General features: G+C 68.3%; 27 protein-coding genes and 1 pseudogene. 15 read left to right on the top strand and 13 right to left on the bottom strand.

Annotated features, from left to right (window positions below; translation table 11 throughout):
- Positions 1-75: 75 nt before the first annotated feature.
- The 3 genes from OG734_RS21675 (at position 76) to OG734_RS21685 (ending at position 1,993) form a co-directional block, all read left to right on the top strand.
- Positions 76-468, top strand: coding sequence for an NUDIX hydrolase (locus OG734_RS21675; RefSeq protein WP_330293741.1), 393 nt, complete (start codon positions 76-78; stop codon positions 466-468).
- Between the two features lie 307 nt (positions 469-775).
- The gene (locus tag OG734_RS21680) at positions 776-1,621 is read left to right on the top strand and encodes a hypothetical protein (protein ID WP_330289183.1); all 846 of its coding nucleotides are present in this window, start codon (positions 776-778) and stop codon (positions 1,619-1,621) included.
- 183 nt (positions 1,622-1,804) lie between these two features.
- Positions 1,805-1,993 (top strand): hypothetical protein, encoded by a 189-nt coding sequence (locus OG734_RS21685; protein WP_327696482.1) that lies wholly within the window; start codon positions 1,805-1,807, stop codon positions 1,991-1,993.
- 47 nt (positions 1,994-2,040) lie between these two features.
- Here the strand turns inward: OG734_RS21685 and OG734_RS21690 are convergent, their stop codons facing one another.
- Positions 2,041-2,418, bottom strand: a complete 378-nt coding sequence (locus tag OG734_RS21690; protein ID WP_330289184.1) for a metal-sensitive transcriptional regulator — start codon at positions 2,416-2,418, stop codon at positions 2,041-2,043.
- 214 nt (positions 2,419-2,632) lie between these two features.
- Between OG734_RS21690 and OG734_RS21695 the strand changes: the two genes are divergently transcribed.
- The 3 genes from OG734_RS21695 (at position 2,633) to OG734_RS21705 (ending at position 4,761) form a co-directional block, all read left to right on the top strand.
- The gene (locus tag OG734_RS21695; protein WP_330289185.1) at positions 2,633-3,253 is read left to right on the top strand and encodes a DUF47 domain-containing protein; all 621 of its coding nucleotides are present in this window, start codon (positions 2,633-2,635) and stop codon (positions 3,251-3,253) included.
- A gap of 7 nt (positions 3,254-3,260) precedes the next feature.
- Positions 3,261-4,259, top strand: a complete 999-nt coding sequence (locus OG734_RS21700; protein WP_330289186.1) for an inorganic phosphate transporter — start codon at positions 3,261-3,263, stop codon at positions 4,257-4,259.
- 73 nt (positions 4,260-4,332) lie between these two features.
- Positions 4,333-4,761 carry a hypothetical protein gene (locus OG734_RS21705; protein ID WP_330289187.1) on the top strand — a complete coding sequence of 143 codons (429 nt, stop codon included), beginning with the start codon at positions 4,333-4,335 and terminating at the stop codon, positions 4,759-4,761.
- A gap of 111 nt (positions 4,762-4,872) precedes the next feature.
- On the opposite strand, the gene pstB is transcribed toward OG734_RS21705, so the two are convergent.
- The 4 genes from pstB to pstS all read right to left on the bottom strand — a co-directional run bounded on the left by pstB (position 4,873) and on the right by pstS (position 9,018).
- Positions 4,873-5,649: a phosphate ABC transporter ATP-binding protein PstB gene (gene pstB, locus OG734_RS21710; protein ID WP_330289188.1), complete on the bottom strand. Its 777-nt coding sequence runs from the start codon at positions 5,647-5,649 to the stop codon at positions 4,873-4,875.
- 71 nt (positions 5,650-5,720) lie between these two features.
- Positions 5,721-6,779, bottom strand: a complete 1,059-nt coding sequence (pstA, locus tag OG734_RS21715) for a phosphate ABC transporter permease PstA (protein WP_330289189.1) — start codon at positions 6,777-6,779, stop codon at positions 5,721-5,723.
- Positions 6,776-7,783 carry a phosphate ABC transporter permease subunit PstC gene (pstC, locus tag OG734_RS21720; RefSeq protein ID WP_330289190.1) on the bottom strand — a complete coding sequence of 336 codons (1,008 nt, stop codon included), beginning with the start codon at positions 7,781-7,783 and terminating at the stop codon, positions 6,776-6,778. Before pstC ends, pstA begins: the two co-directional genes overlap by 4 nt.
- 110 nt (positions 7,784-7,893) lie before the next feature.
- A complete protein-coding gene (pstS, locus tag OG734_RS21725) occupies positions 7,894-9,018 on the bottom strand; it encodes a phosphate ABC transporter substrate-binding protein PstS (RefSeq protein WP_330289191.1) in 1,125 nt (374 codons plus the stop codon).
- A 453-nt stretch (positions 9,019-9,471) separates the two neighbouring features.
- Here pstS and OG734_RS21730 point away from each other — a divergent pair, with 453 nt between their 5' ends.
- The gene (locus tag OG734_RS21730; RefSeq protein ID WP_330289192.1) at positions 9,472-11,028 is read left to right on the top strand and encodes an FAD-binding oxidoreductase; all 1,557 of its coding nucleotides are present in this window, start codon (positions 9,472-9,474) and stop codon (positions 11,026-11,028) included.
- 187 nt (positions 11,029-11,215) lie between these two features.
- Here the strand turns inward: OG734_RS21730 and OG734_RS21735 are convergent, their stop codons facing one another.
- From OG734_RS21735 to OG734_RS21755, 5 genes are all read right to left on the bottom strand, one after another.
- The gene (locus OG734_RS21735) at positions 11,216-11,941 is read right to left on the bottom strand and encodes a phosphatase PAP2 family protein (RefSeq protein WP_330293742.1); all 726 of its coding nucleotides are present in this window, start codon (positions 11,939-11,941) and stop codon (positions 11,216-11,218) included.
- Positions 11,942-12,227: 286 nt separating this feature from the next.
- Positions 12,228-13,235, bottom strand: coding sequence for a C40 family peptidase (locus OG734_RS21740; protein ID WP_330289193.1), 1,008 nt, complete (start codon positions 13,233-13,235; stop codon positions 12,228-12,230).
- Positions 13,236-13,322: 87 nt separating this feature from the next.
- The gene (locus OG734_RS21745) at positions 13,323-14,108 is read right to left on the bottom strand and encodes a serine protease (protein WP_330289194.1); all 786 of its coding nucleotides are present in this window, start codon (positions 14,106-14,108) and stop codon (positions 13,323-13,325) included.
- Positions 14,109-14,194: 86 nt separating this feature from the next.
- Complete coding sequence (locus OG734_RS21750; RefSeq protein WP_330289195.1) at positions 14,195-14,815, bottom strand: Uma2 family endonuclease; 621 nt, start codon at positions 14,813-14,815, stop codon at positions 14,195-14,197.
- A 208-nt stretch (positions 14,816-15,023) separates the two neighbouring features.
- The gene (locus tag OG734_RS21755; protein ID WP_330289196.1) at positions 15,024-15,470 is read right to left on the bottom strand and encodes an ATP-binding protein; all 447 of its coding nucleotides are present in this window, start codon (positions 15,468-15,470) and stop codon (positions 15,024-15,026) included.
- Between the two features lie 198 nt (positions 15,471-15,668).
- On the opposite strand from OG734_RS21755, the gene OG734_RS21760 reads away from it, so the two are divergent.
- From OG734_RS21760 to OG734_RS21770, 3 genes and pseudogenes are all read left to right on the top strand, one after another.
- A complete protein-coding gene (locus tag OG734_RS21760) occupies positions 15,669-16,517 on the top strand; it encodes a helix-turn-helix domain-containing protein (RefSeq protein ID WP_330289197.1) in 849 nt (282 codons plus the stop codon).
- A 10-nt stretch (positions 16,518-16,527) separates the two neighbouring features.
- Positions 16,528-16,893 (top strand): DUF397 domain-containing protein, encoded by a 366-nt coding sequence (locus OG734_RS21765; protein ID WP_330289198.1) that lies wholly within the window; start codon positions 16,528-16,530, stop codon positions 16,891-16,893.
- Between the two features lie 214 nt (positions 16,894-17,107).
- A pseudogene (locus OG734_RS21770) lies at positions 17,108-18,616 on the top strand (Tn3 family transposase); the annotation flags it as partial.
- Positions 18,617-18,840: 224 nt separating this feature from the next.
- Here OG734_RS21770 and OG734_RS21775 read toward each other — a convergent pair.
- Positions 18,841-19,410 (bottom strand): TetR/AcrR family transcriptional regulator, encoded by a 570-nt coding sequence (locus OG734_RS21775; protein ID WP_327691411.1) that lies wholly within the window; start codon positions 19,408-19,410, stop codon positions 18,841-18,843.
- 84 nt (positions 19,411-19,494) lie between these two features.
- Here OG734_RS21775 and OG734_RS21780 point away from each other — a divergent pair, with 84 nt between their 5' ends.
- Entirely contained in the window at positions 19,495-20,418 is a 924-nt protein-coding gene (locus OG734_RS21780; RefSeq protein WP_330289200.1) for an SDR family NAD(P)-dependent oxidoreductase, read from the top strand.
- A gap of 142 nt (positions 20,419-20,560) precedes the next feature.
- Here the strand turns inward: OG734_RS21780 and OG734_RS21785 are convergent, their stop codons facing one another.
- Positions 20,561-21,538, bottom strand: a complete 978-nt coding sequence (locus OG734_RS21785; protein ID WP_330289201.1) for a tyrosine-type recombinase/integrase — start codon at positions 21,536-21,538, stop codon at positions 20,561-20,563.
- A gap of 522 nt (positions 21,539-22,060) precedes the next feature.
- Here OG734_RS21785 and OG734_RS21790 point away from each other — a divergent pair.
- Positions 22,061-22,393 carry a hypothetical protein gene (locus OG734_RS21790; RefSeq protein WP_330289202.1) on the top strand — a complete coding sequence of 111 codons (333 nt, stop codon included), beginning with the start codon at positions 22,061-22,063 and terminating at the stop codon, positions 22,391-22,393.
- Positions 22,394-22,509: 116 nt separating this feature from the next.
- On the top strand, positions 22,510-22,947 hold the full coding sequence (locus OG734_RS21795; protein WP_330289203.1) for a glutaredoxin domain-containing protein: 438 nt from the start codon (positions 22,510-22,512) through the stop codon (positions 22,945-22,947).
- A gap of 63 nt (positions 22,948-23,010) precedes the next feature.
- Here OG734_RS21795 and OG734_RS21800 read toward each other — a convergent pair whose 3' ends face one another.
- Positions 23,011-23,613: a hypothetical protein gene (locus OG734_RS21800; RefSeq protein ID WP_330289204.1), complete on the bottom strand. Its 603-nt coding sequence runs from the start codon at positions 23,611-23,613 to the stop codon at positions 23,011-23,013.
- 358 nt (positions 23,614-23,971) lie between these two features.
- Here OG734_RS21800 and OG734_RS21805 point away from each other — a divergent pair, with 358 nt between their 5' ends.
- The gene (locus tag OG734_RS21805; RefSeq protein WP_330289205.1) at positions 23,972-25,327 is read left to right on the top strand and encodes a S53 family peptidase; all 1,356 of its coding nucleotides are present in this window, start codon (positions 23,972-23,974) and stop codon (positions 25,325-25,327) included.
- Between the two features lie 518 nt (positions 25,328-25,845).
- Complete coding sequence (locus tag OG734_RS21810) at positions 25,846-26,154, top strand: hypothetical protein (RefSeq protein WP_053742551.1); 309 nt, start codon at positions 25,846-25,848, stop codon at positions 26,152-26,154.
- Positions 26,155-26,156: the final 2 nt, after the last annotated feature.

The raw sequence follows: 26,156 nt of genomic DNA on the forward strand, positions 1-26,156 counted from the left end.
GAAGAACGCCCCGAAGAAAGCCCCGAAGAACGACCGGGAGAACACCCCGACGAACATCCCGACGAACGCCCCGTACTGGCCGCGGGCTGCGTCCTGTGGCGTCGCTCGCCCGTGGACGGCGGCCTGGAGATCTGCCTCGTCCACCGGCCGAAGTACGACGACTGGTCGCACCCGAAGGGCCGCCTGAAGCGGGACGAGGAGACACTCGTCGCAGCGCTGCGCGAGGTCAAGGAGGAGACGGGCTACGAAGCCGCCCCCGGCGCTCCCCTCACCACCTCCCACTACGAGGCCAACGGCCGCCCCAAACAGGTGAGTTACTGGGCGGCGGAGGCAACGTCCGGCGCCTTCGCCCCGAACGACGAGGTCGACCGCATCCTGTGGCTGCCCTCAGCGGCGGCCCGCGAACGCCTGACCCAGCCCCGCGACAAGGACCTGATCGACGAACTTCCGGCCCTGCCGACGGAGTAGGGCGGGCAAGCTAGGGCCGGTCGCCCACATGCCCCTTGCCGTCCGTCCGGGCCAGACTGCGGGCCCGACGGGCCGGCCCGCGCCACCCGCAGACGCATCTGGCGAAGCAGAACGGCCCGTGCTCCACCATGGAAACGGAGTGTTCGTCGGGCAACTGAGAAGGTTCGCTTCGATCTTGCTGTGCCACACCGACAACGGTACCCATCCACGGCAAAGCACTGGTATGCGCGTGACAACCTCCCCCACCCCTCGTTAAGCGGGACGACGGCGGCCGTGGACCGACGGCCCGGCTTGGGGGTGGGCGGCGATGAACCGGCGGCGACACTGGCGAGCGGGCGGGACGGTCGTCATGGCAGCGGCGACGACGGGTTTCCTGGTCTGCGCCACCGGCTGCACGGCCGACAGCAGAGCCACCACCGAGGACGCGCGCCCGCCCGGCGACACGGTCCGCGTTCTGCACCGCGCCGCCGCGACACTGGTCGACGCGGGCACGTCCAGAACCACCACGTCCATGGAGATGGCCACCGGCGGCACCCGGGTCACCATCCGGGGCGAGGGCGTCTACGACTACGGCAAGCAGCTCGGCCGCCTGAGGGTGCTGCTCCCCCAGGACCCGGCGGGCGCCAGCCCGCACCGCCCGATCACCGAACTCCTCGCACCCGGCGCCCTGTTCATGAAGAACCGGGGTGCGGGCGTCCCCGCCGACAAGTGGGTACGGGTGGACACGGCGACCCTGTCCGACGGCAACCTGGTGACGGGCGGGGCCACGGACCCGTTCGCCGCCGCCGAGGTACTGCGCGGGACGCGCGAGGCGACGTACGTCGGCCGGACCCGGGTCGGCGGCACCGAGGTACGGCACTACCGGGGCACCGCCGACCTCGCCGACGCCGCGAAGAGCGCCTCGCCGGGCAACAGGGGCCCGCTGGAAGCGGCGGCGAAAGGGTTCGCCACGGCCAGGGTCCCCTTCGACGTCTACCTCGACGACGAGGGCCGTATCCGCAAGCTCCTGCACCGGTTCAGCTTCGTCAACGGGCAGCAGAAGGGCACGGTCGCGGTCGCCTCGACGACGCTGCTGTACGACTTCGGGGCCCCCGTGCACGTACGGCTGCCGCGGCCGGCGGATATTTACGCGGGCCGGATCGCCGAACAGTGAGACTGTCGTACGGAAAACGGGGAAGCGGCAGGGGAAGCGGAAAGGCCGGGCACCCGAGCCGCGCGAGCAACCCGGCACACCCCTGCTGCGTCCGCCGTAGCGGCAAGGACTAGCCCGTCCGTGCCATGCGCGGCGTGTAGACCGCTCCCTACTCTAGGAAGCGGTGACGGCAGAGAAGAGGTGATGCACGTGGCTCCGGTCGGCGGTACGGCAGTTCAGGACCACGTGGCCCTCGCCGAGATCGAACTGTGCGGCGACCTGATCATCGCGGCCTCGGCGGCCGGCGAGGAGCGGCTCAGCCTGGAGAGCATCGACGAGGTGCTGAGGGTGGCGGAGGAGCGCGAGGGACGCAAGGTCACGTCGGCTGGCTGAAAACCGACGGACGTAACGGGGTGGGCCAGGGACTCAGGTACGCGGACTCAGGTACGCAGCAGACGACCGATCGCCTTGGTCGCCTCCTCCACCTTCGCGTCGATCTCGGTACCGCCCTTGAGGGCCGCGTCCGCGACACAGTGCCGCAGGTGCTCCTCCAGGAGCTGGAGCGCGAAGGACTGGAGAGCCTTGGTGGAGGCGGAGACCTGCGTGAGTATGTCGATGCAGTAGACGTCCTCGTCGACCATCCGCTGGAGCCCGCGGATCTGCCCCTCGATCCGGCGCAGCCGCTTCAGGTGCTCGTCCTTCTGCTTGTGGTACCCGTGCACACCCCGATCGTGATCGGTCACCACATCGCTCACCACATCACTCACCACGTCGGTCGCCACATCGGGCGTCTCCGCGCCGGCCTCGGTGGTCGTCATCGCATCCTCCCGTTGACAGAACTCAGACACAAAACCGCAGATATACCCCTGCCGGGTATATGGTAACCAACTTTGCTGGGTATAGGGCCGGGTATAGACCACTGTGCAGTCCACTCTGTCCGATGGGCGACACTGGGGGCCGACCCGTTAGCCGTGGCCGGATGTTGCGCCTAGCATCAGCCTGACCGAATCCGAAGGACTCCGAGGACCTCACGTGCGATTTCGTCTGACCCCCAGGGAGACGAGCTTCTACGACATGTTCGCCGCGTCAGCGGACAACATCGTCACGGGCTCGCGACTCCTCATGGAACTGCTCGGGGCGGACGCCTCCGGCCGGGCCGAGATCGCAGAGCGTATGCGCGCCGCGGAACACGCCGGTGACGACGCCACACACGCGATCTTCCACCAGCTGAACTCCTCGTTCATCACGCCGTTCGACCGCGAGGACATCTACAACCTCGCCTCCCAACTCGACGACATCATGGACTTCATGGAGGAGGCCGTCGACCTGGTGGTCCTCTACAACGTGGAGGAGCTGCCCAAGGGCGTCGAGCAGCAGATCGAGGTCCTGGCGCGGGCGGCGGAGCTGACGGCGGAGGCGATGCCGAACCTCCGCACGATGGAGAACCTCACGGAGTACTGGATCGAGGTGAACCGGCTGGAGAACCAGGCGGACCAGATCCACAGAAAGCTTCTTGCACACCTGTTCAACGGCAAGTACGACGCGATCGAGGTGCTGAAGCTCAAGCAGATCGTGGACGTGCTGGAGGAGGCGGCCGACGCCTTCGAGCACGTGGCGAACACGGTGGAGACCATCGCCGTCAAGGAGTCCTGACCTCTTCATGGACACCTTCGCACTGATCGTGACCATTGGCGTCGCGCTCGGATTCACATACACGAACGGCTTCCACGACTCCGCGAACGCGATCGCGACCTCCGTTTCCACACGCGCGCTGACGCCCCGCGCGGCGCTGGCGATGGCCGCGGTGATGAACCTGCTGGGCGCGTTCCTGGGCAGTGGCGTCGCGAAAACGGTCAGCGAGGGCCTGATCGAGACGCCCGAGGGCTCCTCGGGCATGGCGATCCTGTTCGCGGCGCTGGTCGGCGCGATCGCCTGGAACCTGGTCACCTGGTACTTCGGCCTCCCCTCGTCCTCCTCGCACGCGCTGTTCGGCGGCATGGTGGGGGCGGCACTGGCGGGCGGTACGAAGGTCTACTGGTCCGGCGTCCTGGAGAAGGTCGTCATCCCGATGTTCGTCTCCCCGGTGGTGGGCCTGCTGGCCGGCTACCTGGTGATGACGGCGATCATGTGGATCTTCCGCCGCGCCAACCCGCACAAGGCGAAGCGCGGTTTCCGTATAGCCCAGACGGTGTCGGCGGCAGGCATGGCCCTGGGCCACGGCCTCCAGGACGCCCAGAAGACGATGGGCATCGTGGTGATGGCCCTGGTCATCGCGGACGTCGAGGAATACGGCGACCCGATCCCGGTCTGGGTCAAGATCGCCTGCGCGGTGATGCTGTCCCTGGGCACGTACGCGGGCGGGTGGCGCATCATGCGCACCCTGGGCCGCAAGATCATCGAGCTGGACCCACCCCAGGGCTTCGCGGCGGAGACGACGGGCGCGTCGATCATGTTCGCCACGGCGTATCTGTTCAAGGCTCCCGTCTCCACGACCCACGTCATCACCTCCGCGATCATGGGCGTGGGCGCGACGAAGCGGGTGAAGGCGGTGCGCTGGGGGATAGCCAAGAACATCGTCCTGGGCTGGTTCATCACCATGCCGGCGGCGGCTGTGGTGGCGGCGGTCGGCTTCTGGATCGTGAAACTGGCCTTCCTGTAGGCCTTCCCGTTGTTACTGTGCGCTCGATCGACACTCAAGTGTTCGAATCAATGGCCGACTTACAGGGGGAAGTATGAAGTTCGACCGCAAGAGACTCGTGTACGGCGTCGGCATGGGGGCGGCCGTCACCGCGACCCTGCTCTTCGGGGCGGGACCCGCCGCGGCCTACGGCGACCTGACCGCCCGCTCCGTGGCATCGGGCAAGTACGCGTACATGGCGGGCACAATAGACTTCTACGCCGAGGGCGACAGGTTCGAGGTGTGCGACAACTCGAGTGACGGCGCGGGAGTCGCCGGATACTGGAAGATCGGCAGCGGCGGCGACACCACCAAGATCTACAACGGCAACGGCGCGGGCGCCCTCGAATGCGTGTGGCGGAACAAGAACCCCGCCGAGACCGCCGTCGTCTACATCAAGGTCTGTCTCCAGGACAACGGTAACGTCCTGGACGACACCTGCAGCACCTGGCGATCCATACGCGCCAACGGCAGCAACCCCTGACCGGATCACACGAACGGGCCCGCCCCCGGAGCGAATCCAGGGGCGGGCCCTATTCGACCTCGCGGTGGCACCGCCATGCAGCACCGCGAGGGGTATGGAGGGGACCTCGACTCAGCCGAAGCGGCCCGAGATGTAGTCCTCCGTCGCCTGGACCGACGGGTTGGAGAAGATGCGCTCCGTCTCGTCGATCTCGATCAGCTTGCCGGGCTGCCCGACCGCCGCGAGGTTGAAGAACGCCGTACGGTCCGAGACCCGCGCCGCCTGCTGCATGTTGTGCGTCACGATGACGATCGTGAACCGTTCCTTCAGCTCACCGATCAGGTCCTCGATCGCGAGGGTCGAGATCGGGTCGAGGGCCGAGCAGGGCTCGTCCATCAGCAGCACCTTGGGCTCGACCGCGATCGCCCGCGCGATGCACAGTCGCTGCTGCTGCCCGCCCGACAGACCCGAACCGGGCTTGTTCAGGCGGTCCTTGACCTCGTTCCAGAGGTTCGCGCCCTTCAGCGACTTCTCCACGACGTCGCTCAGCTCGGACTTCTTGTACGAGCCGTTCAGCCGCAGCCCCGCCGCCACGTTGTCGTAGACCGACATCGTCGGGAAGGGGTTCGGCCGCTGGAAGACCATGCCGACCTCACGCCGTACCGCCACCGGGTCGACCCCCGTGCCGTACAGGTTCTCGTCGTCGAGCATGACCTTGCCGTCGACGCGCCCGCCGGGCGTGACCTCGTGCATGCGGTTCAGGGTGCGCAGGAAGGTGGACTTGCCGCAGCCGGAGGGGCCGATGAAGGCCGTCACCGAGCGCGGCTCGACCGTCATCGAGATGTCCTCGATCGCGCGGAAGGAGCCGTAGTAGGCGCTGAGGCCGCTTACGTCGATTCGCTTGGCCATGGATATCACTGCTTCTTTCGAGGGGTCAGCCGGCCGCCAGGCCGGCTACAGGTCGCTGTCGTACGGCCGCGTCAGCGACCTGTCTTCGGGGCCTTCCAGCGGGCGATACCGCGAGCTCCGAGGTTGAGGATCATCACGAAGGCGATCAGCGTGAGCGACGCCGCCCAGGCACGGTCGTACGCCGCCTCCGCACCACCACTGTTCGCGTACTGCTGGTAGATGTACAGCGGTAGCGAGGCCTGCGCACCCTCGAAGGGGTTGTTGTTGATGAAGGGGTTGCCGAAGACCAGGAGCAGGACCGGTGCCGTCTCGCCCGCGATACGGGCGACCGCCAGCATGATGCCGGTGGTGATACCGCCGATGGCGGTCGGCAGGACCACCTTCAGGATGGTGCGCCACTTCGGGATGCCGAGCGCGAGAGACGCCTCGCGCAGCTCGTTCGGTACGAGCTTCAGCATCTCCTCCGTCGAACGGACGACCACCGGCATCATCAGGATGGCCAGGGCCAGCGAGCCGGCGAAGCCGAACGGCTGCATGTCGAACTGCAGCATGAGGCTCAGGATGAAGAGGCCCGCGACGATCGACGGGATGCCCGTCATGACGTCCACGAAGAACGTGACCGCCTTGGCCAGCGTGCCGCGCCCGTACTCCACCAGGTAGATCGCGGTGAGTACGCCGATCGGCGCGCCCATCGCGGTGGCCAGACCGACCTGCTCCAGGCTGCCGATGATGGCGTGGTAGATGCCACCGCCCGGCTCGCTGTCGGCGACGACACCCATCGAGTGGGTCAGGAAGAAGACGTCGAGGACCTTCACACCGCGTGAGACGGTCGTCCACAGCAGGGAGATCAGCGGCACCAGGGCGAGCAGGAACGCGACCCAGACCAGCGAGGTGGCGATGCGGTCCTTGGCCTGACGCTTGCCCTCGACGCTCGTGGCGATGACGTACGTACCGACGACGAAGAGGATCGCGGCGATCAGGCCCCACTGGATGCTGCTGTCCAGGCCGGCGGCGAAGCTGATGCCGATCCCGAGCGCGACGGAAGCGCCGGCCAGCGCCCAGGGGAACCACTTGGGGAGCCTGGCGCCCTGCAGGGTGCTGGGGCGCTTCTCGGCTACGACGGTGCTCATGCGTTGGCCCCCGAGTACTCGGCGCGGCGGGCGATGATCGCGCGGGCCGCACCGTTGACCACCAGAGTGATGACGAACAGGACCAGACCGGAGGCGATGAGCGCGTCACGGCCGTACTCCGACGCCTCACCGAACTTGGCGGCGATGTTCTGCGCGAAGGTGCCGCCGCCCGGGTCGAGCAGGCTGGTCTGGATGAGGAAGCTCGGGGAGAGGACGGTGGCGACGGCCATCGTCTCGCCCAGCGCGCGGCCGAGGCCGAGCATCGACGCGGAGATCACACCGGAGCGGCCGAAGGGCAGCACCGCCATGCGGATGACCTCCCAGCGCGTGGCACCGAGGGCCAGCGCAGCCTCCTCGTTCATCCGCGGGGTCTGCCGGAACACCTCACGGCTGACGTTCGTGATGACGGGGAGGATCATGATCGCGAGCAGGATGCCCACGGTCAGCATCGAGCGGGGCGCGCCCTCTTCCCAGGAGAAGATGCCGGTCCAGCCGAGGTAGTCGTTCAGCCAGCCGAAGAGGCCGTTCATGTTCGGCACGAGGATCATGGCGCCCCACAGGCCGTACACGATGGACGGTACGGCGGCGAGCAGGTCGATCACGTAAGCGATGGGACCGCTCAGCCTGCGCGGGGCGTAGTGCGTGAGGAACAGCGCGATGGCGACGGCGACCGGAACCGCGATGGCCATGGCGATGACCGAGGAGACCACCGTGCCGAAGGCCAGGACCGCGATGCCGAACACCGGCGGGTTGAGGTTCGCGTTCCACTCGAAGGTGGTGAGGAAGTTGCCCTCGTCCTTGCTGATGGCGTTGACCGCGCGATAGGTGAGGAAGATCGCGATCGCGGCCATGATCGCCAGCAGCAGGATGCCCGAGCCGCGGGAGAGACCGAGGAAGATCCGGTCACCGAGGCGGGTGGCACCACGGGCGGCGCGCTTCTGCTCGACCGCGGGCGGCTGGGGAGGGTGGGGTGAGGTGTCTGCGTTCTTGGTGGTTATGTCCATCGGGTTCTCCGGTCTGCGGGGCCGCACCCGGGGATGCGGCTCCTGGCGGCGGTGCACCGGACGGTGCGGCCGGGTCCCCCTCGGAGGCGGAACCCGACCGCACGCTCAGATCAGGCCAGGCTCTCGACGGTGGTCCGAACCTTGGCGATGATGTCGGCGGGGATCGGCGCGTAGTCGATCCCGCTCAGGATTCCCTGGCCCTCTTCGCTGGTGATGTAGCGGAGGAAGGCCTTCGTGGCGGGCAGGGTGTCCGCCTTGTTGCCCTTGTCGCAGGCGATCTCGTACGTGACCAGGGTGATCGGGTACGCGCCCTCGGCCTTGGTCTTGTAGTCCAGCTTCAGCGAGAGGTCGCTGCCGGTGCCGACGACCGTGGCGGCCGCGATGGCCTTGGTGGCGGAGTCGGAGGACGGCTTGACCGGGGCGCTGGCGCCGGTCGCCACGGACACCGTGGACAGCTCCTTGGCGTACGACAGCTCCATGTAGCCGATCGCGCCCTCGGTCTGCTTGACCTGCGCCGCGATGCCGCTGGAACCGGAGGCCGCCTGGCCGCCCTTCGCCTGCCAGGCCTTGCCGCCCTCGTACTTCCAGTTCTCGGGGGTGGTGGCGATCAGGTACTTGGTGAGGTTGTCCGTGGTGCCGGAGTCCTCGGAGCGGTGGAAGGCCTGGATCTTGGTGCTCGGCAGCTTCGCGGTCGGGTTCAGCGCCTTGATCGCGGCGTCGTCCCACTTGCTGATCTTGCTGTCGAAGATCTTCGCGAGGGTGGGGGCGTCCAGGACGAGGTTGTCGACACCCGGGAGGTTGTAGGCGAGCGCGATGGCTCCGCCGACCGCCGGGAGGTCGATACCCGTACCGCCGGTGCAGACCTGCTTGGAGGCGGTGACATCCTCGGGCTTCAGCGCCGAGTCGGAACCGGCGAAGGCGACCGTGCCCTGCGTGAACGCGGTGACGCCGGCGCCCGAGCCGCCGCCCTTGTAGTTGATCTGGACGCCGGGGCAGGCGGCAGTGAAGGCCTTGACCCAGGCGTCGATCGCGTTCTTCTGCGCGGAGGAGCCGTCGGCCAGCAGCTGGCCCTTGGCGTCGTCACACTTGATGGAGCTGTTGGCCGCGGTGGAGGCGCCGCCGGCGGTCTTGTCGGTGCCGGTGTCGTCGGAGCCGCACGCCGTGAGGGCCAGGGCGCCGGAGACGGCGAGAGCACCGAGGGTGAGGGCCCGCCGGTTCATGCGCTGAAGCTTCACTGTCGGGTGTTTCCTTCCAGGAGCCGCCGGCCTGAAATCCGGCGGCGTGCGAGGTCGCGAAGTTTGATGGTGCCGGGGCGCCCAGGAGGGCACACGCAGCACCGGTAAGGCCGAAAGTAGGCAGATCAGGTGAAGCCACCTACGGGCGCAAGTGAACGGGGGGTGAACCCCTGCGGTCGGTGCGGTGAGGTCACGGAACGCTCACGGGGAGAACACGTGTGGGTCCCGACCCGGGGATCGGCCCCGGCCGCCCGGTCTCTGCTGTACAAGCCCGGAATACCCCCTTCCCTTTCCGTCCCCTCCGTTTCCCTTTCCTCCGCAAACGCGGCCGGTGAGGGAACCCACATTCCATGGAACCCGTCTCGTTCGGTGGGAGCCAACCCGGGCTCAAACGGAGGAACCTAGAAACCTAGGAAACCTCGGAGCCGAGGAACCGTGACACCGAGGAGCACCATGCAGCGGCGTACGTTCATGGGAGGCGGCGTGGCCGCCCTGGCGGCGATGACGACCGCGGCGTGTACGACCGCGGAGGGCAGCGCGGAAGGCACGGCCGCCACCACGCCCACGGGGACGACCCCTCTCACCGCGACGAGCGCCTCGGCCCCCGCCAACTGGACGGCCCTCGGCCGCGACCTCGACGGCCCGCTCATCCGCCCCGGGGACGCCTCCTGGGCATCGGCCCGCCAGCTCTACAACACCCGCTTCGACGGACTCAAGCCGGCCGCGGTGGCGTACGTCGCCCACGCGGACGACATCCGTACGGTCCTGTCGTACGCCCGCGCCCACTCCGTCCCCGTGGCGATCCGCAACGGCGGCCACTCGTACGCGGGCTGGTCCTCGGGCAACGGCCGCCTGATCGTCGACGTGTCGAAACTGAACCGCGTCAGGGCGGGCGGCGGCACAGCGGTGGTGGGCGCGGGCTCGAAACTGATCGACGTCTACCGCGCGCTGACCGCGAAGGGCGTCACGATTCCGGCGGGCTCGTGCCCGACGGTGGGGGTGTCGGGCCTGACGCTGGGCGGCGGCCACGGAGTGGTGTCCCGGGCATACGGCCTGACCTGCGACAGCCTCACCCAGGCCACCCTGATCACGGCGGACGGCCGCGAACTGACGGCGAACGCCACCACGAACAAGGACCTCTTCTGGGCCCTGCGAGGCGCGGGCAACGGCAACTTCGGCATCGTCACCGAACTCCACTTCCGCACCCACCCGGCACCCAGGGCGGTGGCGGCGTACATGTCCTGGCCGTGGCGGAAGGCGGCGGCGGTGATGAGGGCATGGCAGGAGTGGGGCCCGACGCAGCCGGACGAGATCTGGTCGTCCCTGCACGTGGCGAACGCGGCCGGCGGCACCCCGACCATCTCCATCTCGGCGTTCTCCCTGGGCACGTACACCGAACTGCAGAACGCGGTGGACCGCCTGGCGGACAGAATCGGTTCCCCGGCATCGAGCGTCTCCCTGAAGCGCCGCTCGTACGAGGAGGCGATGGAGGTGTACGCGGGCTGCTCGTCCTTCGCGACGGACGCGCAATGCCACCTGCCGGGCCGAACCCCGGGCCGCTCCCCGCAGGGCGCGCTGGGCCGGGAAACCTACGCGGCCCGCTCGGACTTCTTCGACCGCTCACTGTCCACGGCGGGCATCCAGACGCTCCTCTCCCGCATCGCCTCGGTCCAGGGCGGCTCCGGCAGCATCGCGTTCACGGCACTCGGCGGCGCGGTGAACCGGGTCTCCCCGACGGCGACGGCATTCGTCCACCGGCGCTCCAGGATGCTGGCCCAGTACATCGCGGCCTGGCGCCCGGGTACGACGGGCACGGCGGCCCAGTCCTGGCTGACATCGGCCCACAACGCCATGGCCCCGTACGCCTCGGGCGCCGCCTACCAGAACTACACGGACCCCACCCTGAAGAACTGGCGCAAGGCGTACTACGGCGACGCGGCAACACGCCTCACGAAGCTGAAGCAGCAGTACGACCCGAAGCGCGTGTTCACCTACCCGCAGGCGCTGTAGCCGCCGGTCGGCTGCGGTCAGGCACCCCTCCAGCACCGGCCCGCATTTCCAGCCCGTCTGGGGGTCCCCCCTCTGGGGGAGTTTGAGGACAAGGCCCGTTCAGGGCCGGAGGGGGGCCTGGGGGCGCAGCCCCCAGGTTCAGGATGGGACGGGTAGGGGCGGCGGGGGCGAGAAACCCGCCCGCCCATCACGCCGCCAGATCCCGCTCCTCGGTCTCCGCCCGACCCCCAGCAACCCCAGCCCCCCGCCCCGCCCCGGCACCGGACCCCGCACCACCCGAGCCCGCCGCCCCCCGAGCCCGAATGAGCACCCCACCCCAACCCGACCTCTCAACAGCCCGGGTCACCGGAGTGAGAAGCGCCATCGCCAGCGGCGACAACAGCAGGGCAACCGCCGTCCCGAGCGCGAACCCACCCACCACATCAGTCGGGTAGTGCACCCCCATGTACACCCGGCAGAACCCCTCCACCAGCGCGAGCCCTATCCCCACGAGCCCGAACTTCCGGTTCGCCACGAACAGCCCGACCCCCATCGCCATGGTGATCGTCGCGTGGTCGCTCACGAACGAGTAGTCGGTCTTCCCGGAGACAAGTACCTCAAGCCCCTGATGATCGAGAAACGGCCGAGGCCGCTCGACGAAACCCCGTATGGGGATGTTCACCAACACAGCGATGGCCGCGGCAAGCGGCGCCCAGACCAAGGCGGCCACGGACACGGCCGCATCACCGTCACCCCGCCGCCGCACACTCCACCAGCACCAGACCACGACAAGCACCATGGCCGCCAACAGCCCGTACTCGCCGACGACTTCGACCACCCGGTCGAACCACCGGGGCGCGTCCTTGGCCAGGCCATTGATGTCGTAGAGCAGGTCGACGTCGGGATTCGACCCGGTTTCGGCGAGTCCAGCCATGGTGCTGCGGCCCTTCGTCGTCATTTCCAGAGCGCACTGTTTCCGTGCGCTGCTCCTGCTCACCCGTGACGCAGGGACCCACCGCTGCCAATGCTTGACACGTGCCACACCAGCACACGCGACAAACACGACAAACGCGACGCCCGATCCAAGCGCCATCGAATCCTCTACTGGAACAGGAACGCACGGTCTCCGTTTATACGTTCCACTCTCCACCGAATGATCACGCAGACGTTATCGAAGAGAGACGCATACTCGCAGCTCAGGGGATGGTTTCACGCTGCGCTCACACCGCGGTGGGCAGCGCTTTCGCGCCATCTTCGGTGACCCGGGTCGCCCCGAAGTAATCAGGGGTGTCGATCGGATCGAACCGAATGACCGCACCAGTCCGCGGCGCGTCAATCATGTAACCGCCGCCCACATAAATCCCGACATGCCGGATAGCCCGCGAGTTGGTGAGATCGTCGGAGAAGAAGACAAGGTCGCCCGGCAACAGCTCGTCCCGCGAGGGATGCGCACCGGCGTTGTACTGATCGTTGGCAACGCGCGGCAGCTGGATGCCCACACTCTCGTACGCGGCCTGCGTGAGCCCGGAGCAGTCGAAGCGTCCTTGCTGCTCAGCGGTACCGGTGCCGCCCCAGAGGTAGGGCGTGCCGAGCTTCTCCTGGGCGTAGTTGATCGCCCCTGCCGCCTGCTCGGAGGGGTCGACACGACCCACAGGAGCGGCAAAGCTCGTCTGCAGCGTGGTGATGGTCTTCACATAGTTCTGGGTCTCCGAATACGGCGGTACGCCCCCGTATTTGATGACGGCGTACGCCCCCGCGTTGTAAGCGGCGAGCATGTTGTGCGTCGGGTCTCCGGGCGCGTCCTTCACGTACGAGGCGAGCTCGCAGTCGTACGACGCGGCCGATGGAATCGCGTCATTCGGGTCCCATACATCGCGGTCGCCGTCACCGTCGCCGTCGATTCCGTGCGAGGCCCAGGTTCCGGGGATGAATTGCGCTATCCCTTCCGCCTTCGCCGGACTCTTCGCATTCGGATTGAATCCGCTCTCCTGGTACAGCTGTGCGGCAAGCAGGGCGGGATTGATGGCGGGGCACAGATTGCCCCACTTCTGCACGAGCGCCGAATACGCGGCCGGCACGGCCCCCTTGGCAAGCGCGACGCTCCCGCTGGCCACCCCACCGGCAACGTTCCCGGCCACAAGGTAGACGCCCACGACGAGCAGCATCACGAAGCTGAGGGTGCCCCCGACGGCAACACTCGCCACGATCCATGCCTTACGCACCGTCAACCGCCCCTCACCGCCAGGGAGTACGCCCACGTCAGTGTAGAGGCGCTACCCACACCCCGGGGTGATCATGACGAAACGCGCCGCCCGTCAAGAGGAGTCGGGAAAACCGGTGCCCCCGGTGGCCTCCCGATACAGAGCGGCAGCCGCACCCCCGAGCACAGCGCTGTAGGACACGTCATCAGTCGAGCCCCCCTGCTCGAACCCCCCGAGCACCCCCACCACGTCCCCCTCCGCATCCACCCAGGGACTCCCACTCGTACCGTCCGTGAAGCCGGGACACTCGATGCGCTGTTGCGTACGGCTTTGCACGGTGGCCCGGTTGGTACAGGTGAGGGGTATGTCCAGCACGTTGGGATACCCGGTGACGACGACACTGCCGGCCCCGGTAGCCCGCCCGGAAACGAAGACATTCGCCCCCACGGCATCCTCCAGATCGCGCCCGCCCTTCGAGGCGACGACGGCAAAGGCGAAGTCACTGTCCTCGTCGGACCGATCGCCCCAGGCCCCCGGCACGAAGGTCTTGGTAACCCGCCACAGCCCGTACGGCGCCCGACCGTCCCGATACCCGGGCGCGAAGACGACGTCGGTGTCCCCGTCTCCACTCAGACAGTGCGCGGCGGTGAGTATCAGATCCCGCCCGCCACTGCGCACGACGGAAGCCGTACAGAAGTGCCCGCCCTCCAAGTCACCGCCGAACAACGCCCCCACCCGCGCACTACGCGGCGGCACCGCACGGGCCGCAGCAACGACCCCGAGAGACCCTGAGGCGGTGCTGCCGGGACCGGCACCGGAGACCGAGGTGACGGCAAGCAGCGCGACCACGGGAAAAAGCACGTGCCGCCGCTTGCCAGGGGAACGAGTGAGGCGCTTCATCAGGGGCCACTGTGCCGCCCGAAATCAAGAACGACCACGGCTCGTTGCTGAGAATCTTCCGTGAACCCGCAAAACCTGAAAGAGGGTCACCCCCCGGACGTGCGGGACGATCTCGGAGCCACGCCGTACACGGGAAAACCGTCCGTCACGATCTCGATGCCGAACGGCGCGGGCAGCAGCACGGACTCCCCGAACTTGCCCGGCAGCACGTCACGGTAGGCGCCGTTGTCCGGGTGGGTGTGCAGGGCCCAGGTGCCCTTCCTGGGATCGATGACAAAGAGAACAGGCACACGAACGACCGCGTACCAGTCGGCCTTGTCTCTGATGTCCCGGGACTTCTCGGACTGGGAGATGACCTCGACGGCGAGCGCGGCATCCGCGGCGTCGGCCAGCCAGTCGTCGTCCTCTTCCCATTCGAGGGGCAGCACGATCAGATCTGGTGTCGCGTAGTCGTCCGGATCCTCGGGCAGAGCGATCGAGGACACCTCGTACACGTCCAGCCCGTCAGGCAGAACAACCGCCTCAAGCTGCCGGCGCACCTGCTTGACCACACCCGCGTGTTTCCCACGCGGAGTAGGGGACATCACGAGCTTTCCTCCCAGGATCTGCACCCGCAGACCCGTCGCGTCCTCGATCTTCTCGGCGATCTCGCGCAGATTCCCCGGCCGAGGTCGCGGATACATCGAGGCACCGGGCGACACGGACATGGCTCGCTGCCTCCGTCCCTCCACCTCTGCGGCTGCGCGAACGGGGTCGGTGGGAGGTCCGACATCCCGCTCAGCGTCGAATCCACCGTACTGTGCGGCTCCGTCCGCCGCCTCGGCTTCAGAGCCCGTACGAGTGCACGGGGCCCCCTTGCGCCGTTGCTCGACCTGCGTCACACCGCCCCCTCAATCACAATCCGCTCACCTGTCGTCACCCTAGGCCACCCCACTGACACTCGGCCCACAGCAGCTTCCCGCCCTTCGAGGCCCCCAGCTCCCGCAGCACGGAAACACCCAACGAGTCCGCACAGGCCCGTACGAGATGAAGCCCCCGGCCACATTCACCGTCCGCCGGAGGTGCGTCGACGGAGGCGCCGTCGACCCGAAACCCGACCGGCACCCTCGGATCGGTGTCCCAGACGGCGACCCGGAACCGGTCCGGCTCGCCGATTTGAACGATGCGGAGGGTGTACGGCCCCTTGGTGTGCTGGTGGGCGTTGGTGAGCAACTCGGACGCGACCAGTTCGGCGGCGGGAATGGCTCCGGCGAGCCCGCGGGCGGCCAGAACGGTCCGCACGGTGGCGCGGCCGATACCCGGCGAGCGTGGATCGCGCGGGAGTTGAAGGGTGTAGTGCCAGGCCGGGGATACGGTGGCCATCGGAAGTCTCCGATCACTGAGGGGAGTTGGACGGTTGCCCAGTGACTTCGTCGCTCCGTCGAGCGGTGTGCTTCTGGGCGAGGCGCCTGAGAATCAAGGTAGCGCGAACCAATAAGGTGTTAGTCAAAAATGCGGTCAGCTCTGACTTAACCACCCGTGTGGGTGACGAAGTGGTGTTGAGGGAGAACGACAGTGCCCATGAAGAGCGCCCCCACCGGCCGCCAGGCCCGACTGGGCAGCGAGTTGCGCAAGATGCGCGAGCGCGCGGGACTCTCGTCGACCGAGGCGGCGCAACTCCTCGGCATCAAGCAGAACCAGGTCAGCAACATGGAAGCCGGCCGCATGGGCGTGAGCCCCGACCGTGTGCGCATGCTCGCCCTCCACTACGAGTGCCCCGACGAGGTTCTCGTCGAAGCACTCACCCGCATGACGCGCGACCGCAAACGGGGCTGGTGGGAGGAGTGCCGCGATCTGGTCCCCAGCTCGCTCCTCGATCTGGCCGAACTGGAGCACCACGCCCAGTCGTTGCGCGGCGCGACAACTGCCCGTATCCCCGGCCTGCTTCAAACCCGCGACTACGCACGCGAGATCTTCCACCAGGCGGTCACTGAACTTCCGCCCCCTGACGTAGAACACCGCCTCTCGTTCCGCATCAAACGACAGGCGGTGCTCTACCGCGACGACAACCCCACCCCGTACGAGGCGATCGTCCATGAGGCAGCCCTACGCATGAAGGTCGGCGGGTCCTCGGTTGCCCGACAGCAACTGCAACACCTGCTCGAAATGAGCGACCGAGACCACGTCACCCTGCGCGCCATCACCTTTGACGCGGGGGCCTACCCAGGGTCGGGTCAGTCCATTTACTACGCGCACGGCCCGGTGCCGGAGTTGGACACCGTCCACCTCGACCAGTCCCACGGCCTTGTGTTCCTCGACGCCGAGGCGCAACTACACAAATACCGAACCCTCTTCGACCGCATCGAGGCCGTCGCGCTCAATCCGGATAAAACACGCGAATTCATCCACACCGTGATGCGAGAACTGTGAAGGAACGCCCATGACCCCGCACTGGCAGAAATCCTCTTATTGCTCCGAAGGCGACTCCTGCATACACATCGCCACCACCCCCACCACCCCCCGAGCAATCCACCTCACAGAATCCGGCGACCCCACCGGAGCCGTACTCACCACCACCCCCACCGCCTTCCGCACCCTCCTCACCACCCTGAAGACCGACACGCCCCCACCGAAGACAACCACCCCCCAAATCGAAGTCACCCTCAACCAAACCCCCGATACCCCCGACGCCCCCGTCCACCTCCGCTCGACCACCGCCCCCGAAACCGTCGTCACCACCGACCGACGCAAATGGCACGCCTTCGTCCTGGGCGTACGGGCAGGCGAGTTCGACCACTTCGCCTAAGAGAGCCCGGCGGTGGCGTCACGCGGAGCGTGACGAGTACGCATGGCCGCGCCCGGCTGATCCGTAGATCCTCGAACGTCGGCTGAAGCCTGGCCTGGGCGGGTGGCTGCCGAAGAGGCAGGCGGCGGGAACCGCCTGCGGATAGAGCACCCCCGGCACAACCTCGGCCCGCCCCCGTCGACCGCGACGACGACCAGACGCAGCCGGGGCAATGCTGGACGGCGAGGGATGGGAGCAGGTCCGCCCGACCGTGCTGGCCTCCCTGAACCTGCCCGGCGAGACGGGTGAGCACCTGGCGGCGCGGGCCGCGCTGCTGGACGGCACATACCGGGAAGTCGCCGGGCGGGTGCCGGCGAACTCCCAGATCGTGTTCGACGACGACGGCCGCCTGCACTTCGCCGCCCTGGAACCGGAGCCCGAACCCGCCTCGCTCCTCGACCTGCGGAAGGCAGTGGAGGCGATGATGCCCCGCGTCGACCTGCCGGAGGTCCTGCTGGAGGTGTTCTCGTGGACCGGCGCCGACCAGGCGTTCACCTCGATCACCGGCGGCGAGGCCCGGCTCAAGGACCTGCACGTGACGGTCGCCGCGCTGCTGGTCGCGCACGGCTGCAACATCGGCTACACGCCGGTCATCGGCGGGATCGACGAGCTGAAGTACGGCAGGCTGTCGCACGTCGACCAGACGTATCTGCGGCTGGCCACCTACCGGGCCGCGAACGCCACCCTCATCGAGCACCAGGAGTCCATCGGCCTCGCGCAGGCGTGGGGCGGCGGGCTGGTCACCTCCGTGGACGGCATGCGGTTCGTCGTCCCCGTCCCCTCGGTCTACGCCCGGCCGAACCCCAAGTACTTCGGGCGCCGGGGCGGCGCCACCTGGCTCAACATGATCAACGACCAGGCGGCGGGGCTCGGCGGGAAGGTGGTGGCCGGCACCCCGCGCGACTCCCTGTACGTGCTCGATGTCCTCTACGACCGCGACGGCGGCAAGCGCCCGGAGACGATCGTCACCGACACCGCCTCGTACAGCGACATCGTCTTTGGACTCCTCACCCTGGCCGGGTTCGCGTACGCGCCGCAGCTCGCTGACCTGCCGGACCAGAAGATGTGGCGCATCGACCGCACTGCCGACTACGGCGCCTTCCAGGAAGCGGCCCGCGGCCGGGTCGACCTCGCCCGGATCGAGCGCTGGTGGGAGGACATCCTGCGGATCATCGGCTCCATCCACACCGGCGCGGTACGCGCGTACGACGTGATCCGGATGCTGTCGCGGGACGGGCGGCCGACCCCGCTGGGGGACGCGATCGCGCACTACGGGCGGATCGCCAAGTCCCTGCACATCCTGCGGCTGGCCGACGAGCCCGGCTACCACCGCCAGATCAAGGCGCAGGCCAACCTCCAGGAGGGCCGCCACGCACTCGCCCGGAAGATCTTCCACGGCCGCTCGGGGCAGCTCTACCAGCGCTACCAGGACGGCATGGAGGACCAGCTCGGCGCGCTCGGCCTGGTCCTCAACGCCGTCGTTCTCTTCAACACGAGGTACATGGACGCCGCGGTGGACCAGCTGCGGGCGGACGGGTTCGACGTCCGCGACGAGGATGTCGCCCGCCTCTCGCCGTTCGTGCGACAACACATCAACATGCTGGGCCGGTACTCGTTCAAGCTGCCCGAGCTGCCCGGCGGTATGCGCCCGCTGCGCGACAAGGACGCTGCTGACGACGAGTGACGTCGTACGGCGGCGCGTCGAGGTCGCCACCATCTTGACCTAGGCGTCCGTGCTGGCCAGAGCCCCGGAGCTGGTTCCGCGAGTCGTCACACCGGCCGGGGCCGTTACGGCTTCGCGGACCCGCTCGGCGGCCCGTCGGCGGGCCCGGTACGCCTTCTGTCGGCAGGCGAGGCGGTCGTAGAGGGCGTCCCGGCGGTGGCCGCGACGGCGGCGTACCCGGTCGGTCAGCGGGCGGTGAGCCCGGTGAGCAGGAGGGCGAGCCATCGGGCGCGGGCGGTGGGTGGCTGGTCGGCGGGGAGGGTGAAGAGCATCAGGTACAGGTCGTCGACGGTGAAGTCGGCGCGCAGACCGCCCTGGGCTTGTGCGGTGCGGATGAGCCGGCCGAGGGCCTGGGTGACGCGGGTCTCCACCTCCTGCATGGCGGGGTGGGCTGCGTGGTCGGCGCCGAGCGCGTACGCGGCTGCTTTGACGGCGCGGTTGTGGGCGACGGTGTCCATCACACGGCTGAGGAAGCCGGTCAGCTCCGCCATGGCGGGTGAACCCTGACTCTCGCGTTGCAGACACTCTTCGGCGTCATCGGCGAGTGTTTCGAACGAGGCGGCGACCACGGATGCGACCAGGTCGCTCTTGTTCGGGAAGTGCTTGTACAGGGTTCCGACCGCGACGCCCGCAGCAGCGGCGATCTGCTCCATCGACACCTCGGGCCCGTGCTCGGTGATCTGCTCATGCGCCGCGGTCATGATCCTGGCGCGGTTGCGGGCCGCGTCGGCACGCAGCGGTCGGGGTGAGGTCATGGAGCCCTCCGGGACCATTTGACGAAAGATGAATGATGCTTCACTCTACAACATGAAGCGTCATTCACCTTATGGAGGTTGATCATGGCCAGCACGACCGACCGGTGGACCGAACAGGACATACCTACCCAGGACGGCAAGGTCGCCGTCGTCACCGGCGCCAACAGCGGCCTCGGGCTGCAGACCGCGCGGGCCCTGGCCGAGCATGGCGCGCACGTCGTCCTCGCCGTGCGCAACCTCGACAAGGGCCGCGAGGCCCTCGCCCGCATCAGCGAGCGTGCCCCGGGCGCCAAGCTCAGCCTCCAGCGCCTGGACCTCGCCTCCCTCAAATCGGTACGCACGGCCGCCGATGAGCTGCACACGGCGCATCCGAAGATCGACCTGCTCATCAACAACGCGGGCGTGATGTTCACACCCCGGCAGAAGACCGAGGACGGGTTCGACATGCAGTTCGGGGTCAACCACCTCGGGCACTTCGCGCTCACCGGCCTGCTGCTGGACCTGATGCTGCCCGTGCCCGGCTCCCGGGTGGTCACCGTCAGCAGCTTCGGCCACCGCATCCGGGCCGACATCCACTTCGACGACCTGCAGTTCGACCGCTCCTACAACCGGGTCGCCGCCTACGGTCAGGCCAAGCTGGCCAACCTGATGTTCACCTACGAACTCCAGCGCCGCCTCGCCCCGCACCACACCACCATCGCCGCCGCCGCGCATCCCGGCGCGTCGGATACCGAACTCACTCAGAACATGAGCGGCCTGGTGCGCAAGGGGGCCGAACTGGTCCAGCCTCTGCTGACCCAGCCGGCCGCCATGGGAACGCTGCCCACCCTGAGGGCGGCCACCGATCCCGCCGTCACCGGAGGCCAGTTCTACGGCCCCAACGGCATGGGCGGAACCCGCGGATACCCCGAGGTGGTCGCCTCCAGCAAGAAGTCCCACGACACGGCCGTCCAGCAGCGCCTGTGGGCCGTGTCCGAGCAGCTCACCGACGTCCGGTTCTCCGTCTGAGGCCTCCACCCGCGATCCGGCCGACCAGGAGGAGAGAGTCGGCCTGCGCTGCTACTCGCGGGCCCCGGAGGACCTTGGCCGACTATGCCCCTGGCGGCGTGGGGCGCCGGGACGGCGGTAGGGCACACCGGTGACAGCAGGGTCAGCGGCGCGCGTCGCCGGGTGCGAGCAGGCTGGTGACCTCGGCGATCGCTTCCGCCGACGGGTGGAAGTAGCGCCGTACGTTCTCCGGCTTCTTGTGCCGGGACTTGGCCATCAGCATCGGCAGGCTGGCCCCGGCCTCGCCGAGGTGGGTGAGCCCGGAATGCCGGTATTCGTGCAGGCCCCAGCCCGTGCCCGGTACGCCGCCGATGGCCGTGTGCGCCTCCAGCAGGGCGCGGGCCTGGCCGTAAGACAGCCGGACCAGCCCGGTGTCCGGGCACACGTCACGCGGCGCGATGACCTTGCCGGGACCCGGCTTGCGGTGGGTGACGAACACCGGCCCCCGCGTACGGCCCTTGATCAGCCGGGGCAGCAGGCGGGCGGTACCGGCGTCCCAGTACACGGGCTCCAGGACGTAGTCCTCGCGCGTAACGCCGCGGCGGCGGGTGCGCGGCTTCGCGCCCTTGGCCTTCACCGGAGCCCGGCGCCCGGCGAGGTCCAGCTCCTCGATGTTGACGCCCAGGATCTCCTCCGACCGCGCGACGGTTTCGTAGAGCATCCGCCACAGCGTCTTCTCCCGGAGATGGACGTCGCGGCGGGCGATCAGTCGGTCGACCGCCATCTTCGAGCGGGCCGGAGTCTCCGAGTCCGGCGGGGGCATCCGCTTCACCCAGGCTGGCACCTTCGGGCGGTCGTACCCGCGCTCGGCACACCAGCCCAGCCAGGACAGCACCGCCGCCCGGCGGGCGTTCCACGTGTTGACCGCCGCCTCGCCCCACAGCTGTTCGGGGGCGCCGCCGATCTCGTCGTCCGCGACGGTGGCGAGCGGGCGGGCCTCGCCGAGGTGTTCGGCGGTCTTGCCGACGCCGATTCCGTACGACCGGAGCGTGTTCGCGTTGTCCAGCGAGTCGAGGAACACGTCGGCCGCCGCGCGGACGGTCAACGCCTTCCCGGCGGGCAGTCGTACGACAGCGGGCACCGCTTCCCCTTGCCACAGATAACGGGGCCGCTTCGCGCACGGCCCCGAGAACGTCGCCGCAGGTCGTGATCAGCGATGCCGCAGATAATAGGGCGTTATCTGCGGGAAGACTTCAGACGGGTCCGGCCGCCGACGCTCCGTCAGCCGCCCACCAGGGCCGACAGATCCTTAGCGCCGGTTTTCGTTCCGATGTTCCTCAACCCCCGTCCAGTACGAGAGGGCGGCGGTCCGCTCCGCCGCCGTATAGGTGACCGTACTGACCTGCCCGGTTTCCGCGGCGGCCGCCGCGGGTGAGCCCGGGGCCGCCAGGGGGCCGGCCAGGGCCAGCAGAGCGGTGGCGAGACCGGAAACAGTTCGGCGCGCGCCTCGGGACGGGCTGGGCGACATGGGTGTCCTCTCGGATGATCAGGATCGGGCCATCACCGGGAAGGATGCGATTCCGGCGAGTGGGGTGCATCCGCCGTCTGATCTTTCGTGGCCACGCGGCCACCGGCCACAGCCATCTCGTCCAGATTGAGGTTCTTGCGGAATCGCCCTGGCCTGGTCGCGCTGCCCGGCCCGCATCCGGTCCCCCTTGCGCCCGCGCCGGAGCCGAGAGGCGAGGACGTCCTCCAGGAGCTGGTCCTCAAGGATCTGACCCGCGAGCAGGTCTCCAACTGGCGTACCCGCGCCGCCCCCGACCACCTGGCCGTGTTCAACCACATCGAACGGTATGGCGAGGTGTCGGCGAGGCACCTGTTCACCGGCCATCTTGTGATCCTGGTGCAGGGCCTGCCTGGCCTAGCCTCGCGCTTCACCAAGCGGGCTGTCCGGCCAGTGACCAAGAACAGACTCACCCCTGCGGCCTTCGTATGAGTGCGGTTCTCTGACGGAACGCATGCTCATGCGGGGGCCGTCCACCTGTCCGGCGAATGCCCAGGTGAGCGGCCTAGTTCGAGGGGCATTTCGACTCATCGGTAGCCTGCATCACCATGATGCGCGCTTGGACCTTGCCAATGCTGCTTGTACTCAGCGGCTCAGCCGTCGCGGCTGGGCAGATCTTCAAGGGGAGCCCCGGCATAGCCGCAGCACTCCTGCTGGCGTTCCTGGCGCTCGCCGGCGTGAACTCACCCCTGATCTTCCCGAGGTCGATCGGTGGGCAAGAGGCACAACGCCGCAGCGCGGTCGACGGCCGACCGGTCGTCTTCTGGCGACCGGGCTGCAAGTACTGCATACGACTGCGCATCCGGCTGGGCCGCAGCGCCCGCCAGTTCCACTGGGTCAACATCTGGCGCGACCCGACAGGAGCCGCAGCGGTGAGAGCAGCCAACGACGGCAACGAGACCGTGCCGACCGTCGTCGTGGCGGGCCAGCCGCACACCAACCCCGATCCCGAATGGGTGCGCGAACAGCTCTCCCCTTCCGCGTGATCAGAAACCGCGGCCTATGGAGAGGCACCCGCAGGCACAAGCGCACAGAGGTTAAAAGACAAGCTAAGGCCCCTCGGACTCCCCCCACACCCGAGCCCACGTACGGCTGTCCAAGCTGTCGAGCGGCCCAATACGGGATAACTCACCACCGTCACACCCGACAGCCACGATGACCGGCCGCACCCCCCTCCTGATCTGCGGCCCCTTCCAGACAGCGACAACCCTGCGCTGCCCAGACGCGTCGAACCTGCGGTCACCGACGAGGATGTGGTCGACGTCCGGCCCCAGGTAGACGCAGACGCAGGCGATCCAGGGGGCCGTTTCGAAGGAGCGCGGCGGGTCGAGGCGCCGGGTGAGGCTGAGCGCGCCCGAGCCGCCGCGAACCTCGATCACGTCGACATCGACATCGGCGGGATCGTTCGCGGAGGAGATACCGCCCCCCACGTACCGCCACTGCTCCTCGTACCACTCCACGAACGCGATGTGCTCCTGCGGCACAGACTCTCGCGCAGCCCCCGGGCGCCACACCATCCACACCGCCCCAACCCCGGCGCCGGCGTCAACATCGGCCGACACCACCGTCAGCAAACGCCTCGGCATCCACCACGGCTGCGGCTGACCACCACCCAGCACCCGCCGCACCACCCCCGCCAACAGTCGCACCACAAGCCGCAGCTGAACCCCCGCCAAACCCCGAACCACACCACTCCACCCCACAACCACCCCACACGCTTCTACGCGCGTCCCCGCACACAAATGTGCACAGGCTGTGGACGCCCCGTGCTCAAGGTCAAGCCACCCCCTCCCCCCACCCATCACCACGCCAGAGATCGGTAACCCAGCAACCCCCTTGAGTCACGCGGAAGTCAGGATTCCGCAACCCATCTTGTTGTCACGTACTCAACAAGCGATGGTCGTCGCGGGCCGCCAACCCGCCGCCGGGGACACCGCACCGGCGGCAAGCACCACCCCTGTACCCCCCACCCGCACCGCCCCTGACCACCCCCTAACAGGAGGCTGTACGTTGCGTACGTCACCCCCCAGCAGCCAGTCCACGCACGGCAGATGGCGCCGCATAGGTACCGCCGCCGTGGCCACGGCAGCGCTCGCTCTCGCCGGACTCGGCACCGCGGCCCAGGCCGGCGCCGCCACCCCCGCGACCCCGAAGGTCACCGCCAAGACCATCGCCGCACAGGTCGCCAAGGCCCACGTGACCTACACCAGCCAGTGTGGCGAGACCCCGGCGAAGGGCCACGCGTCCTGCAACGCCCTGCGCGTCACCGGCGGCACCACCGCCTTCCAGGAGGCGCAGGCGGCGAGGAAGGGCACCGCACCCGCGACCATCAAGCCGAACGCCACCTCGGCCACCCCCACCGGTTACGGCCCCAGCGACCTCCAGTCCGCCTACGGACTGACCTCCGCCGCCTCCTCCAACGGCGCCGGCAGGACCATCGCGATCGTCGACGCCTACGACGACCCGAACGCCGCGTCCGACCTCGCGGCCTACCGCTCGTACTACGGCCTCTCCGCCTGCACGGTCGCCAACGGCTGCTTCAAGAAGGTCAGCCAGACCGGCTCGACGACCTCCCTCCCCGCCGCCGACAGCGGCTGGGCCGGCGAGATCTCCCTCGACCTCGACATGGCCAGCGCGATCTGCCCGAACTGCAACATCCTGCTGGTCGAGGCCACCTCGTCCTCGATGGCCAACCTCGGCACCGCCGTGAACCGCGCGGTCACCCTGGGCGCCAAGTACGTCTCCAACAGCTACGGCGGGTCTGAGTCCTCCTCCGACACCAGCTACGACAGCTCGTACTTCAACCACCCCGGCGTCGCCATCACGGTCAGCGCGGGCGACTCGGGCTACGGCTCCGAGTACCCGGCAGCCTCCAAGTACGTCACCTCCGTCGGCGGCACCAAGCTGTCCACCGCCTCCACCACCCGCGGCTGGACCGAGAGCGTGTGGAAGACCAGCAGCACCGAGGGCACCGGCTCCGGCTGCTCCTCGTATGACGCGAAGCCGACCTGGCAGACCGACACGAGCTGCACCAAGCGCATGATCTCCGACGTCTCCGCCGTGGCAGACCCCGCGACCGGCGTCTCGGTCTACGACACCTACGGCGAGTCCGGCTGGGCCACCTACGGCGGCACCAGCGCCGCCTCCCCGATCATCGCGGGCGTCTACGCCCTCGCCGGCACCCCGTCGAGCAGCTCCTACCCCGCCTCGTTCCCCTACACGAAGGCCGGCACCTCGGCCCTCAACGACGTGACCTCGGGCAACAACGGCACGTGCTCCACGAGCTACTACTGCACCGCCAGGTCCGGCTACGACGGCCCGACCGGTTGGGGCACCCCGCAGGGTGTGAGCGCCTTCACCGGCTGAACCACCTCACCGGCTGACCCAGAACCACCAGATCCAGCCAATACGTAGGTCAAAGCACAACTCAACACACAAACGCCACCGGAGGTCGTGGGGATCACCGGCGGGCACTGGGGAACGGGCCGCGGCTACCAGCCGCGGCCCGTCGCCATGTCCGAGGTCCGCGATAGCCTTCACCTGGATACGGACCGTCAGAAGCGGTCCGTGACCGTGCGGGTGGTCACAGGTGGCCATCGGTGGTCAACGACGGAACCACACCACAGGTTCCGCCCACACCTCATTGCCCGGCGTAACCTGCCGTGATACACAGAGTGACCATACGATCCGTTCAACCCCTCGCACACCGCCCCACGCTCACCCCATAGGGTGCCGCGTGGGTCGGCGGCAAGGTATTCGTACGAAACCCGCCAATCAATGACGCCAAGTCGACATCCGGCAGCATCATTGTCGGCGAGAATGGACCTGACCTCTGCACTGCGGCAGGGGGCGCGCGGAACTACCCGACAGGGGCGGTGACTTACATGTGGCTTGCGGCCGAAAAGGGCGACATCAACACCATCATCGGCGGGATCGCTCCGGACTGGGGCCCCTTCGGCAGCCTGGGCACCGAAGCGAAGACGATGGTCCAGGTCGTGATGGCCGTGGCCATCCTGATGTGCCTGGGCATCGCGATCTGGGGTGCGGCCAAGCAGCGCATCGGCGCCACCGCGCTGCGTGACACCTTCAGCGCGGAACAGGGCAAGGGCCTCATCATCGCGGGCCTGACAGGCGTGTTCATCATCGGCTCACTCGGCACCCTCTTCACCATCGTGTACGGCATGGCGGTGTAGCC

The sequence above is a fragment of the Streptomyces sp. NBC_00576 genome (assembly GCF_036345175.1).
GTDB lineage: Bacteria > Actinomycetota > Actinomycetes > Streptomycetales > Streptomycetaceae > Streptomyces.